Origin of the sequence: Blautia intestinalis (assembly GCF_014297355.1) — a bacterium.
GTDB lineage: Bacteria > Bacillota > Clostridia > Lachnospirales > Lachnospiraceae > Blautia_A > Blautia_A intestinalis.
The window spans coordinates 95,581-110,266 of sequence record NZ_JACOQE010000003.1; the positions used below are offsets into that span (position 1 = coordinate 95,581).

Sequence of the window (14,686 nt, forward strand, 5' to 3'; positions counted from 1 at the left end):
TAATAACTATTGGATTTTTAGGCCCTTTCACTGGCCTGAAATAAATTATAATTTTCATCATACCTTTAAGGAGGAAAACAAACTATGGCAAGAAAGATGAAAACCATGGATGGTAACCATGCAGCCGCTCATGCTTCTTATGCATATTCAGATGTAGCTGCTATCTACCCGATCACTCCTTCATCTGTTATGGCGGAAGCAACAGATGAGTGGGCAACACAGGGAAGAAAGAACATCTTTGGACAGGAAGTACAGGTTACAGAGATGCAGTCTGAAGCAGGTGCTGCAGGTGCAGTACACGGATCTCTGGCAGCTGGTGCCCTGACAACTACTTACACTGCATCTCAGGGTCTTCTTCTGATGATCCCGAACCTTTACAAAATCGCTGGTGAGCAGCTTCCGGGCGTTATCAACGTATCTGCTCGAGCACTTGCTTCTCACGCACTTTCCATTTTCGGAGATCATTCCGACGTTATGGCCTGTCGTCAGACCGGATGCGCAATGCTTTGCGAATCATCCGTGCAGGAAGTTATGGATCTGACACCGGTTGCTCATCTTGCAGCAATCAAAGGTAAAGTTCCGTTCATCAACTTCTTCGATGGTTTCCGTACATCTCACGAAATCCAGAAGATTGAGACATGGGATTACGAAGATCTGAAAGATATGGCAGATATGGAAGCAATTCAGGCATTCCGTGATCATGCTCTGAACCCGAACCATCCATGTCAGAGAGGTTCTGCTCAGAACCCGGATATCTTCTTCCAGGCAAGAGAAGCATGTAACCCGTTCTACGATGCCCTTCCGGCAGTGGTTCAGGAATACATGGACAAAGTAAATGAAAAGATCGGAACAGACTACAAACTGTTCAACTACTACGGAGCAGAAGATGCTGAACACATCATCATCGCTATGGGTTCCGTAAACGATACAATCGAGGAGACTATCGATTACCTTACAGCAGCAGGTAAAAAAGTCGGTGTTGTTAAAGTTCGTCTTTACAGACCGTTCTGCGCACAGGCACTCATCGATGCTATCCCGGAAACAGTGAAACAGATCAGCGTTCTTGACAGAACAAAAGAGCCGGGAGCACTTGGCGAGCCTCTGTATCTTGACGTTGTTGCCGCATTAAAAGACAGCAAGTTTAAAGATGTTAAGATCTTTACAGGACGTTATGGTCTTGGTTCCAAAGATACTACACCGGCACAGATCGTTGCAGTATATGAGAACACAACAAAAGAAAAATTCACAATCGGTATCGTTGATGATGTTACAAACCTTTCTCTTGAAACAGGTGCTCCGATTGTTACAACACCGGAAGGAACTACAAACTGTAAGTTCTGGGGTCTTGGAGCTGACGGTACTGTAGGTGCCAACAAGAACTCTATCAAGATCATTGGTGACAACACAGACATGTATGCTCAGGCTTACTTCGATTATGACTCCAAGAAATCCGGCGGTGTTACAATGTCTCACCTTCGTTTCGGTAAGAAACCGATCAAATCAACATACCTGATCCACAAAGCAAACTTTGTTGCATGTCATAATCCATCTTATGTAAATAAGTACAACATGGTTCAGGAACTTGTTGATGGCGGTACATTCCTTCTTAACTGTGCATGGGATATGGAAGGTCTTGAAAAACATCTTCCGGGACAGGTTAAAGCATTCATCGCTAACCACAATATCAAATTCTACACCATCGACGGTGTGAAGATCGGTATTGAGACCGGCATGGGACCAACACGTATCAATACAATCCTTCAGTCTGCATTCTTCAAACTTACAGGAATCATTCCGGAAGATCAGGCTATCGAACTGATGAAAGCAGCTGCGAAAGCTACTTACGGACGTAAGGGTGATGACGTTGTTCAGAAGAACTGGGCAGCTATCGATGCAGGTGCAAAACAGGTTGTAGAAGTTAAAGTTCCGGAAAGCTGGAAAGATGCAGAAGATGAAGGCCTCTTCATGGCTCATGCAACTCACGGCGCTCAGGAAGCTCAGGACTTTGTAAACAACATCCAGTGCAAGATCAATGCACAGGAAGGTAACACACTTCCTGTATCCGCATTTACAGAATATGTTGATGGTACTACACCATCCGGAACAGCTGCATACGAAAAACGTGGTATCGCAGTAAACGTACCGGTATGGCAGCCAGAAAACTGTATCCAGTGCAACCGTTGTGCATATGTCTGCCCGCATGCAGCAATCCGTCCGGTAGCACTGACAGAAGAAGAAGCAGCAAATGCTCCTGAGGGAATGGCTACACTTCCGATGACAGGCATGAAAGATTACAAATTCACCATGACTGTATCAGCTTATGACTGTACAGGATGTGGTTCCTGTGCTAATGTATGCCCTGGCAAGAAAGGTGCAAAAGCCCTTGCTATGGAAAACATGGAAGCAAACGCAGGACTTCAGAAATTCTTCGATTATGGAAGAGAACTTCCGATCAAAGAAGACGTTATTGCTAAATTCAAAGAAACAACTGTTAAGGGAAGTCAGTTCAAACAGCCTCTGCTTGAGTTCTCCGGAGCATGTGCAGGTTGTGGTGAAACACCTTACGCAAAACTGATCACACAGCTGTTCGGTGACAGAATGTACATTGCAAATGCTACAGGATGTTCCTCTATCTGGGGTAACTCTTCACCGTCTACACCATACACAACCAACGCTAAAGGACAGGGTCCTGCATGGGCTAACTCACTGTTCGAAGACAACGCTGAGTTCGGTTATGGTATGCTTCTTGCTCAGAGAGCTATCCGTGATGGCCTCAAAGCAAAAGTTGAAGCTGTTGTAGCAGAAGGAAAAGACGAAGCAGTTAAAGAAGCTGGTCAGGAATGGCTGGATACATTCTCTGTTGGAGCAACAAACGGTGCAGCAACAGACAAACTCATCGCTGCTCTGGAAGCATGCGGATGTGACGCTGCTAAAGAGATCCTTACTCAGAAAGATTATCTGTCCAAGAAATCCCAGTGGATCTTCGGTGGTGACGGATGGGCTTATGATATCGGATTCGGTGGTGTTGACCACGTTCTCGCAAGTGGACGTGACATCAACGTTATGGTATTCGATACAGAGGTTTATTCCAATACAGGCGGACAGTCCTCTAAATCTACACCTACAGGTGCGATCGCTCAGTTCGCAGCAGGCGGTAAAGAAACCAAGAAGAAAGATATGGCTTCCATCGCAATGAGCTATGGCTATGTATACGTAGCACAGATTTCTATGGGTGCCGACTTCAACCAGACTGTTAAAGCAATCGCTGAAGCAGAAGCTTATCCGGGACCGTCTCTGATCATTGCATACGCTCCATGTATCAACCATGGTATCAAGAAAGGTATGGCAAAAGCTCAGACAGAAGAAGAACTGGCAGTTAAGTGCGGATACTGGCACAACTTCCGCTTCAACCCGGCAGCAGACAAGAAATTTGCTCTGGATTCCAAGACACCGGATATGGAGAACTACATGGACTTCCTGAACGGCGAAGTTCGTTACAACTCCTTACAGCGTCAGAATCCTGAAAAAGCTGCAAGACTGTTTGCTAAGAATGAGTCTGAAGCAAAAGCTAGATATGCATATCTGAATAAACTGGTAGCAATGTACGGCGAAGAAGAATAATTCTTACTGCGTGCAGTGACGGAATAATTCAGAGATATAGCCGCGGTACTTTTGTACCGCGGCTTTTTGCATTAAATATGACATAAAATTTATAAGAGAGAATATGAACATACAAAATACAAAAAACAAAAAAAACAAAAGAAGTAACAGAAGTACAAATAGCAAAAATACGGAATTTTATATTGTATATACGGTGGCATTTCTGCTGATCGCTTGTTTTCTCTATCTGAGATTTTATCTGAATGGAAAGTCTCTTGTGTGGAGCCATGACGGAGTGCCGCAGCATTTGAATTCCCTGGCATACTATGGAAGATATCTCAGAGGAATTTTATATACGATATTTGTAGAACATCGTTTTTCGATACCAATGTGGGATCTCCATATAGGCTATGGTTCGGATATCCTGACAACACTGAATTATTATGTCATTGGAGATCCGTTGACGTTGCTGGCAGTGTTTTGTCCCTCTTCCAAAACTGAGATCTTATATGAATTCCTGATCTTTCTGAGAATATATCTGGCTGGGATTGCGTTCAGCAGATATTGTTTTTATCACAAAAACAGCAGACAGGCAACTTTTATGGGATGCATGATCTATATCTTTGCGGGCTGGACAATTTATGCAGCCATGAAACATCCATATTTTTCAAACCCGATGATCTATCTGCCGTTGATCCTTATGGGAATTGACAAGATATACAAAAAAGAAAAACCATATTTGTTTATCTGGTCGGTGGCGGTAGCTGGATTATCTAATTTTTACTTTTTTTACATGTTGGGCATTTTTATGGTTTTGTATGCCGTGTTCCGGTATTTTGAACAGTTTGGAGTTCATTCTTTAAAAAATGTCGGAAAATGGCTGGGTGTTTTTGCAATATATTCCGTAATAGCCGTTCTGATTGCGGCAGTCATATTGCTTCCGGTTATTTTTCCGGTATTGGGAACAGACCGCTTTAAGGCGGAGAACTATGTACCATTGTTTTATGACAAAGTGTACTACCAGAAATATCTGAGCTGTCTGATCGGTGAGAACATGATCCAGTGGGGTGTTGCCGGATTCTCAGCAGTTTCAATGACTGGAATATTTGTTTTGTTTGCGAAGAAAAAGAAATACAGAACGTTAAAAACAGGATTTATTCTGATAAATCTCTTTTTGCTGTTTCCATTTGCGGGGCATGTACTTAATGGATTTTCTTATGTTTCCAATCGCTGGATATGGGCATATGGTATGCTTATGGCATATATTTTTGTGAAGATATATCCGGAGTTGTTTAATCTTTCATTAAAGGAAAAACGTACAATTTTTGTTTTTCTGATGGGATATTGTGTACTGGCACTTTTGCCGGATGCGGCAAGAACACAGAGAAATCTGGTGGCGGTTCTTTTACTGGTACTGGCGACATTTACTGTATTATCTTTTGGCGCAGTATTTACAAAAAGAAAAAACCTGATGTTAATGACAGGCGGCTTTTTAATTGCGGGTGTTCTCTTTAATATGTATTATCAGTATTCTTACGAAAAAGATTATCTTTCGGAGTTTTCAGGTCAGGGAGAAGCACTGGACAAACTGGAAACGGGGACGGATCTTGCGGTACTGAAAACAGGAGATAAATCAGTTTATCGTTATGACCAGATGGGAACACACAGCTATGAAAATTCTTCCATGCAGACAGGTACAAACGGTACATCGTATTATTTCAGCGTGGCGAGTGGTGATATTACAAATTTTTTTAATGAAGTTGATCTGAATACACCATGGGATTATCATTATGAAAATCTGGACAGCAGAACGATTCTGGATCGTCTTGCAGCAGTAAAATATTTTGTAGTAAAAGCCGGCGAAGAAGAGTATTTGCCGTATGGGTATGATACACTTGCAGCAGAAGCGGAAAAAAAGGATAGATTATATCGCGCATATGAATGCAAAAATGCACTTCCAATAGGATATACTTATGATTCCTATATTCCAGAAAAAAAATATGCGAAAATGTCGACTGTTGAAAAGCAGCAGGCTCTGTTGCAGGGAGTGGTACTGGCAGACAGCGCAGTACCGGAAACGACACCGGAATTTAATGACAGAGAAGTGCCATATAAACTGGTGACAGGTTCAGGCTGCAAAGAAAAAGATGGGAAACTGATCATTACAAAGGAAAATGCACAGGCAAAACTGGTTTTCGACGGGCTGGATGAATGTGAAACATATCTCATTACAGAAGGCGTTGACTATGAGGCGCTTTCTCCACGTGAGCTGATCAGTGATAAGAAATGGAATAAAATGACGCTCTACGAGCAGAAAAAAGTTCAATACGAAAACAGTAAGTGGAGATACTGGAAAGAAAGTCAGAAGGCATATATTGATGTTACAGGACAATTCCTTGACAAGACGATCAGTATTTTTACAGACAAATACAATGCATACAGTGGTCGATCAGATTTCCTTTGCAATACCGGTTACAGTGAAAAGGGGAAAAAATCCATTACGCTCACTTTTGAAAATACAGGTGTATACTCATATAAAGATATGAAAGTTGTATGCCAGCCGATGAAAAATATAGAGAGTCAGACCAGCAGACTGGGCACGGAAAGCCTGAAAGATGTCAAGATAAAGAATCATGAACTTACAGGCAGTATTTCTGTATCGAAGGATAAAGTCCTTGTGATTTCACTGCCTTACAGCAAAGGCTTTCAGGCATATGTAGATGGTCAGAAAACAGAGTTAAAACAGGCAAACACCATGTACATGGCACTGGAACTCACGAAGGGGGATCATGAGATCCGTATTACATACTATACTCCATATCTGAAGACAGGGCTTGTCTTGACGTGTGTGGGGATATTGTGCTACATTTGTGTGGTGTTAGTTTGCAAAAAGAGAAGAGGAAATAAAGAAACATGAGTAGATTATCTGTCGTACTTCCGGCTTATAATGAGGAACTGATGGTTGGAAAAACATGCAGGGTTCTTCATGAGGTTCTGGCAGAAGCCGGGATTTCGTATGAGCTGGTTCTTGTGGATGATGGATCTAAAGATCATACATGGGAAGAAATACTAAAAGCAGGGGGAAAGGATTCGAATATTCTGGGGGTGCATTTTTCACGTAACTTTGGTAAAGAGGCAGCTGTTTTTGCCGGAATGGCACAGGCGACCGGAGAAGTGGTGGCTGTTATGGACTGTGATCTGCAGCATCCGGCAGAAACTTTGATTGAGATGTACCGGAAATGGGAAGAAGGCTATGAAGTCATTGAAGGCATCAAGAAAAGCCGCGGAAATGAAAGCTTTCTTCATAAAAAGTGCGCAGGATTTTTTTATGGGATTATGTCCAAAGCAACAAAAGTAGACATGCAAAATACCTCTGATTTTAAAATGATGGATCGCAAGGTGGTAAACAGTATTCTTTCTCTGCCGGAAAGAAATATGTTTTTTCGTGCAACTTCGTCATGGGTAGGATACAAGACGGCATATGTGGAATTTGAAGTGCATGAACGGGAAGGAGGTGAATCAAAGTGGTCTGCCTGGTCGCTGATCAAATATGCATTTACCAATATTGTTGCATTTACGACTGCTCCACTTCAGTTTGTGTCGTTTGGCGGAGGTATTTGTTTTGTATGTTCGCTTGTCATGATTATTTATTCACTGATACAATATTTTCGGGGACATGCAATTGAAGGCTATACAACGACAATTTTGCTGCTACTTCTGATCGGAAGCGCAATCATGCTGAGCCTCGGAGTGATCGGCTATTATCTTGCAAAAATTTATGAAGAAGTCAAACGTCGTCCGAGATATATTGTATCTCAGATCATCCATGGGAATAAAGATGTGACAGGTTCTGTCAGAGATGATGCGTAAGAGGAGAAAATAATGAAAAAACTTATCAATCTGATTCTGCGATTCTATGAAAATGATGTGATCAGATACATTTTTTTCGGAGGCTGTACGACACTGGTAAATCTGGTATGTTTCTATGTACTTCGTAAATGCAATCTTGGATTAAATATTGCAAACATCATTTCTATTATTGCAGCGATTATATTTGCATATGTAGTAAATTCAAAGTTTGTATTTCTGGATAAATGTGAGACATTGAGGGACCATGTACAGCCTTTCTGTAAATTTGTCAGTGCAAGACTGCTGACTATGGTGATTGAAGTCGGAGGAGTCTGGCTTCTGGTAGCCCAAATGGGATTCAGTGATATGATTGGAAAATTTGTGACTCAGTTTATAGTACTGGCATTGAATTACATATTCAGCAAATTTTTTGTATTTACTACAGGTAAATAAATACTACAGGATACACAGAGATAACAGGGAGATGGAAAAATGACACTGGAAGAAACTCTTGCTCAAATAAAACCATTAGATGAAAGAGCGATGGAGACTGCGGCGAAACGCTGGGACAGCATTGCAAAACCTCTGCATTCACTCGGCAAAATGGAAAAAATGGTTATTCAGATTGCAGGAATCACCGGAAATCCGGATATGCATATAAACAAAAGGGCACTGGTTCCGATGTGCGCAGATAATGGCGTGGTAGAGGAAGGCGTTACCCAGACAGGACAGGAAGTGACGGCAATCGTCGCAGAAAATTTCCTTTCCGGCGATACCTCTGCGTGCGTGATGTGCAGACAGTGCGGAACCAAAGTTATTCCGGTTGACATCGGTATGGCAGTGGACACAAAGGTTGCGACAGATCTGAAAGTTGCATGTGGGACTGCAAATATGACCAAAGGTCCGGCAATGACAAGAGAACAGGCTGTACAGGCACTGGAGGCAGGTATCGAAATGGTATGTCGTCTGAAAGAAGATGGTTATGGACTTCTGGCAACGGGAGAAATGGGAATCGGTAATACTACGACCAGCAGTGCGGTGGCATCTGTACTTCTGAACCGTCCGGTTGAAGAAATGACAGGACGTGGTGCCGGGCTTTCCGGAGACGGACTGAATCGTAAGATTCATGCAATCAAAAAAGCAATTGAGATTAATCAGCCGAATCAGGAAGATGCGATTGATGTACTGGCAAAAGTCGGGGGATTTGATATTGCCGGTATGGCTGGAATGTTCCTTGGCGGTGCGGCATTTGGTGTCCCGGTCGTGATCGATGGATTTATTTCCTGTGTGGCAGCACTGATCGCGCAGCGTATCTGTCCGCAGACGGGAGATTATATGATCGCGTCTCATGTTTCGAAAGAACCGGCAGCGCATCTGCTTCTCGAAGCACTTGGCAAAGAGGCAGTACTTCATGGAGAAATGTGTCTGGGAGAGGGAAGCGGAGCCGTGGCGCTGTTCCCGTTCCTTGATATGGGAGTTGCCGTCTATGAATCGATGAGTACATTTGAGGATATCCATGTGGACCAGTATGAGGAGCTTGTATAAAAATGATGATACTTGTAACTGGCGGCAGTGGCAGTGGAAAATCTGCCTTCGCGGAAGACTGTATTGTTGCTTTTGGAAATGCCAGACGCATTTATATAGCAACTATGTACCCGTTTGACGAAGAGAGCAGGAAGCGTGTGAAACGTCATCAGGCTATGCGTCAGGGCAAAGGATTTGATACACTGGAGTGTTACACCGGACTTGCCCGGGCTGCGATTCCGGAAGGCAGTACGGTACTTCTGGAGTGTATGTCTAATCTGGTGGCAAATGAGATGTTTCAGGAAAATGGTGCACACGAAAATACAGTGAAAGCAGTAGTTGATGGTGTGGAGTTTCTGCAAAAACAGACCGAAAATCTTGTGATCGTAACAAATGAGATCTTTTCAGAAGCGGCAGAATACCAGGGTGATACAAAACTTTATCAGAAATATTTAGGAATGATCAATCAGAAGCTGTCAGATATGGCGGATGAAGTGGTGGAAGTCGTTTACGGAATTCCGGTTTACCACAAAAAATATAAGGCTTCTGATGTGGACAGGAGGTCAGAAATCCGATGAAAAGTCTTTGGAACAGTTTTAAAATTGCATTTTCCATGTTTTCAAAGATTCCGATGCCTCAGGCAGAATGGACAGAAGAAAATATGAAATATATGCTTTGCTTTTTTCCGTTCATCGGAACGGCAATCGGTATTGTACTTCTGGCGGCAGAATGGATCTGCAGATATCTGGGGTTCGGAAATTCATTTACGGCAATGGTACTGGTTCTTGTGCCGGTGATCCTCACGGGTGGAATTCATATAGACGGACTTCTGGATACTTCGGATGCCTTAAGTTCCTGGCGTGACAGGGAAAAACGTCTGGAGATTCTCAAAGATTCACATGCGGGTGCATTTGCAGTTATTACGGCATGTGTATATTTTTTTGTATTGTTTGGGACAATGATGCAGATTACAGAAGCAGACAACCGGCCGGCAATGTACCTTCTTGCATGTGACTATATGGTTTCAAGATGTCTTTCAGGACTTGGTGTGATCACGTTGCCAAAGGCGAATGCAAGTGGTACGGTTGCAGAGTTTTCTCGTAAGGCAGAAGATAAAAAAGTGCGAAATACACTGGTGATCTATCTTGTGATTCTGACGGCAGTGATGACTTGGATCCAGCCGGTATGGGGCGCTTCCATGTTTGTGACGGCCCTGCTTGTATTTGCGTTTTACAGATATAAAGCAATGAAATATTTCGGCGGCACGACCGGCGATCTTTCGGGATATTTCCTTTGCCTTTGCGAGGCATGGATGCCTTTAGTACTGGCGGTTGTCATGGTGATTTATAAAGTGTGAGGATAAAATATGAAGATGATCATAGGGGGAGCGTTTCAGGGAAAAACACTTCTGGCAAACAAAATATACCCGGAGATTGTCTGGGCAAACGGTGGGGATGCTGACTGGGAGATGATTGCATCTGCACAGGGAATCCTTAGTTTTCACGAATTTATCCGAAAAGAGATGCAAACCGGAAATGATGTCAGCGAACTTGCAGAACGGCTGATTCAGGTCAATCCGCAGGTAGTTCTTGTATCAAATGAAGTGGGATATGGCATTGTACCCATTGATGCATTTGATAGGGCATATCGTGAAGCAGTTGGCAGAGTATGTACGAAACTTGCCGCATACAGCACGCAGGTGACGAGAGTTGTATGTGGAATAGGGACGGTGATCAAAGATGCTTAAGATCTGGCTGATCCGTCATGGCATGACGGAGGGAAACCGCCATCAGCGTTATATTGGTGTGACTGATGAACCTTTGTGTGAGGAAGGCAGGAAACTGCTCGGAAAGTTTACATATCCAAAGCCGCAGGCGGTATTTGTAAGTCCACTTAAGAGGTGCCTTGAGACAGCGGCAATTCTGTTTGATGATCCGAAGGTACGGATCATTGATCAGCTTGCAGAATGTAATTTCGGAGAATTTGAAAATAAAAATTACAAAGAACTTTCCGGTGATCCGAGATATCAGGCATGGATAGACAGCAATGGAATTCTGGCCTTCCCGGGAGGCGAAAGCAAAGAGGAGTGTGCAGCGCGAAATCTGGAAGGTTTTCAGAGAGCGGTTACTGTATGCATACGGGAAGAAATTACAGAGGCAGCACTGGTCGTGCATGGGGGTACGATCATGAATATCATGGAAAAATATGCACTTCCTAAAAAAGAATTTTATGAGTGGCATATCGGGAATGGATGCGGTTATCTTGTGGAACTTGATCCTGTCCTTTGGAAAAAAGACAGGAGAAATCTGAAGCTTCTGGGAGAGCAAAAATAGCTTTTCAGAAGGAAAAAAATATGATATAGTAAAAACAGCGACGGAGCAGACAGGGTTCCGTCGCTGTTTTTATATTGAATGTACAAAAAAAATTTGAACACCAAACTAATCTTGCGAATATAGTTGAAATAAGATAGAAAATATGTTACATTATATAGTACAAAATACCGAAAACTTATGGAAGATTTCATCGCGGTTTGGAAAAATTTCACAAGGCAGGGAGGGCGCATATGCGGATTATTGGAAACGGAAGAATGATCACACGGGACGAATCCAACGCTTTTTATGAAAATGGAGCAGTAGCAATGGATGGGAACACCATAACCATGGTGGGGACAACAGAAGAAGTAAAAAACACATATCCGGATGCGGAATTTATAGATGCACATGGCGGAGTTATTATGCCGGCTTTTATCAATGTACATGAACATATTTACAGTGCATTTGCGAGAGGATTAAATGTCAACGGCTACAGTCCGAAAGGCTTTCTTGATATTCTGGATGGGATGTGGTGGAACATCGACCGTCATCTGACGCTGGAGCAGACGAAGCTTTCTGCGTATGCGACATACATTGATTCTATAAAGAATGGTGTGACAACGGTATTTGACCATCATGCAAGTTTTGGACATATCGAAGGCTCACTGTATATGATCGAAGAAGCGGCAAAAGATCTTGGAGTCCGCACCTGTCTCTGCTATGAAATTTCTGACAGAGACGGAATGGAAAAATCACGGGAATCTGTGATGGAGAATGTAAACTTCATCCGGCATGCGAGTGAAGATGACAGTGATATGCTGGCTGCCATGATGGGAATGCATGCATCTTTTACAATCTCTGATGAGACGATGGCTCTCTGTAATGAGCTGAAACCGGAAGGTGTCGGTTATCACATCCATGTAGCAGAGGGGATTTATGATCTGCATCAGTGCCTGAAAGAGCACAGCAAACGTATTGTTGACCGCCTTTATGACTGGAATATTCTTGGTCCGAAGACTCTTCTCGGACACTGTATTTATATCAATGAACACGAGATGGATCTGATCAAAGAGACAGATACAATGGTAGTGCACAATCCGGAATCGAATATGGGGAATGCCTGTGGATGTCCTCCGACGATGGAACTGGTACACAAGGGCATTCTGACGGGCCTTGGTACAGACGGATATACCCATGATATGATGGAGTCCTGGAAAGTGGCAAACATTCTGCATAAACACCATCTCTGTGATCCGACAGCAGCATGGAGTGAAATTCCGCAGATGTTGTTTGAGGGAAATGCAAAGATTGCGAATCGTTATTTTAAGAAACCTCTTGGTATTCTGAAAGTGGGAGCCGCTGCCGATGTGATCGTGATCGATTATGATCCGCTGACACCGATGGATGCGTCCAACTGCAACAGTCATCTCCTGTTTGGGGTAAATGGAAGTATGGTACAGACAACCGTATGTAACGGAGAAATTCTGATGAAAGACCGTGAATTGCTGGTATGTGATGAGAAAAAGATTATGGCAGACTGCCGTCAGGCGGCAGGGGAACTTTCAGAGGATATCAACGGATAATTAATTTCCTGACGGATGGGGAAGCAGTTCAGGAATTCAGGGAGGATACAATATGAGTGATATTATGAAAAGTATTCCATTCGGACAGCTGACGGAATGGATCTTGAATGAATATAAAAAAACAGGTCAGGTGTTTGGTATTCAGAAAGCTTATGTGGCTGATCAGTCAAAAACAATCGAAATATTCGGAAGAAAACTTGAAAATCCAGTGGGACCGGCAGCAGGTCCACATACACAGCTTGCACAGAATCTTGTGGCTGCATATGTCGCAGGTGCCAGATTTTTTGAATTAAAAACTGTACAGAAAATGGATGGACCGGAGCTTTCTGCATGCATTCCGAAGCCGTGTATCGTGGCGGAAGATGAAGCATACAACTGCGAATGGTCAACAGAACTTTATGTACCGCAGGCAATGGCAGAGTATATTAAAGGCTGGATACTTATTCATGTGATCGCAAAAGAATTCGGACTTGGAAGTCCGGACGGATTCCAGTTCAACATGTCCTGTGGCTACAACCTTGAGGGCATCAAAGACAAAAAGATTGATGACTTTATTGAAGGGCTGAAAGATGCCGGAGATACGGCAATCTTCAAAGAATGCAAACAGTGGCTTCTGGAGCATATCAGTCTTTTTGAACATGTGACAAAAGAAGATATCGAGGCGGTCCCTGCAGAAATCTGCAATTCGATCACACTTTCCACAATGCACGGATGTCCGCCACAGGAAATTGAAAATATTGTGACATATCTTCTGAAAGAAAAACATATCAACACTTACGTAAAATGCAATCCGACACTTCTCGGCTATGAATTTGTGAGAAAGGCAATGGATGATCTTGGCTATGATTATATGGCATTTACGGATTTCCATTTCAAAGATGACCTGCAGTATGAGGATGCAGTTCCGATGCTGAAACGTCTGCTGGAAACCGCTTCACAGGAAGGACTTTCTTTCGGGGTGAAGCTGACCAATACATTTCCTGTTGATATTAAGAGGCAGGAACTTCCGGGAGAAGAAATGTACATGTCCGGCAAGGCGTTGTTCCCGCTGTCTATTTCAGTTGCGTCACGACTTGCGGAATCCTTTGACGGAAAACTTCCGATGTCTTTCTCGGGAGGGGCGGATCAGAAAAACATTGATCAGATCGTGGGCTGCGGCATCTGGCCGGTTACAGTTGCAACGGTACTTCTGAAACCGGGCGGATACAAATGGCTGACGCGTATTGCCGAGAAAGCAGATACCTGTGAAATCGGAAAATGTGGAGAGGTTCAGGTTGAAACACTGAAGAAACTTGCAGAGGATTCACTTACAGATGCACATTATCAAAAAACAGTCAAAAAAGCGGCAGCTAAACAAACTGAGGAAAAATCACCTCTTCTTGACTGCCTGAAGAAAAAAGATGCACCGAAAGTAAAAGAATTTACCAGACATAAACGTGTCTGTGGAAACTGTGCAGACGTATGTCCAAACCGTGCAAATGTGCTGATTGAAGTGCCGGAGATGGAACTTTTGCAGATTCTTCACATAGATTATATGTGCAACGAATGTGGAAACTGTCGTTCTTTCTGTCAGTATGCAGGTGCACCGTATAAAGACAAATTTACGCTATTTGCAACAGAAGAAGATATGGAGGACAGCACCAATAATGGATTTACCGTACTTGATGCCGAAACAAAAGAGGTATTGGTACGTATCGGAGACAGACAGGAAAAAGTAAAAGCTGACCAGCCATCAGAAATTCTTAATGAGGATCTCGGCAAACTGATCTGTACTGTGATAAACGACTATACATACCTGTTTATGTGATAGCGGGAAAA

Annotated in this window: 11 protein-coding genes; all 11 read left to right on the forward strand. The window is 43.1% G+C overall.

Going from position 1 to position 14,686, the window contains the following annotated elements:
• Window positions 1–84 precede the first annotated feature (84 nt).
• The gene (gene nifJ, locus H8Z79_RS06835; protein ID WP_015543066.1) at window positions 85–3,621 is read left to right on the forward strand and encodes a pyruvate:ferredoxin (flavodoxin) oxidoreductase; all 3,537 of its coding nucleotides are present in this window, start codon (window positions 85–87) and stop codon (window positions 3,619–3,621) included.
• Window positions 3,622–3,724: 103 nt separating this feature from the next.
• Window positions 3,725–6,517: a YfhO family protein gene (locus tag H8Z79_RS06840; RefSeq protein WP_118039585.1), complete on the forward strand. Its 2,793-nt coding sequence runs from the start codon at window positions 3,725–3,727 to the stop codon at window positions 6,515–6,517.
• Complete coding sequence (locus H8Z79_RS06845; RefSeq protein ID WP_118039584.1) at window positions 6,514–7,470, forward strand: glycosyltransferase family 2 protein; 957 nt, start codon at window positions 6,514–6,516, stop codon at window positions 7,468–7,470. Before H8Z79_RS06840 ends, H8Z79_RS06845 begins: the two co-directional genes overlap by 4 nt.
• Before the next feature lie 12 nt (window positions 7,471–7,482).
• A complete protein-coding gene (locus H8Z79_RS06850; RefSeq protein ID WP_015543063.1) occupies window positions 7,483–7,902 on the forward strand; it encodes a GtrA family protein in 420 nt (139 codons plus the stop codon).
• Window positions 7,903–7,941: 39 nt separating this feature from the next.
• Window positions 7,942–8,994, forward strand: coding sequence for a nicotinate-nucleotide--dimethylbenzimidazole phosphoribosyltransferase (gene cobT / locus H8Z79_RS06855; RefSeq protein ID WP_015543062.1), 1,053 nt, complete (start codon window positions 7,942–7,944; stop codon window positions 8,992–8,994).
• Window positions 8,995–8,996: 2 nt separating this feature from the next.
• Window positions 8,997–9,551, forward strand: a complete 555-nt coding sequence (locus H8Z79_RS06860; RefSeq protein ID WP_118039583.1) for a bifunctional adenosylcobinamide kinase/adenosylcobinamide-phosphate guanylyltransferase — start codon at window positions 8,997–8,999, stop codon at window positions 9,549–9,551.
• A complete protein-coding gene (gene cobS, locus H8Z79_RS06865) occupies window positions 9,548–10,330 on the forward strand; it encodes an adenosylcobinamide-GDP ribazoletransferase (RefSeq protein ID WP_015543060.1) in 783 nt (260 codons plus the stop codon). The genes H8Z79_RS06860 and cobS overlap by 4 nt, the downstream gene beginning before the upstream one ends.
• A gap of 9 nt (window positions 10,331–10,339) precedes the next feature.
• Window positions 10,340–10,720: a bifunctional adenosylcobinamide kinase/adenosylcobinamide-phosphate guanylyltransferase gene (locus tag H8Z79_RS06870; protein ID WP_118039582.1), complete on the forward strand. Its 381-nt coding sequence runs from the start codon at window positions 10,340–10,342 to the stop codon at window positions 10,718–10,720.
• Complete coding sequence (locus H8Z79_RS06875) at window positions 10,713–11,306, forward strand: histidine phosphatase family protein (RefSeq protein WP_015543058.1); 594 nt, start codon at window positions 10,713–10,715, stop codon at window positions 11,304–11,306. Before H8Z79_RS06870 ends, H8Z79_RS06875 begins: the two co-directional genes overlap by 8 nt.
• Before the next feature lie 230 nt (window positions 11,307–11,536).
• Window positions 11,537–12,868, forward strand: a complete 1,332-nt coding sequence (gene ssnA / locus H8Z79_RS06880; protein WP_072520956.1) for a putative aminohydrolase SsnA — start codon at window positions 11,537–11,539, stop codon at window positions 12,866–12,868.
• Window positions 12,869–12,920: 52 nt separating this feature from the next.
• Window positions 12,921–14,675 (forward strand): selenate reductase, encoded by a 1,755-nt coding sequence (locus H8Z79_RS06885; RefSeq protein WP_118039581.1) that lies wholly within the window; start codon window positions 12,921–12,923, stop codon window positions 14,673–14,675.
• The last annotated feature ends 11 nt before the right edge of the window (window positions 14,676–14,686 follow it).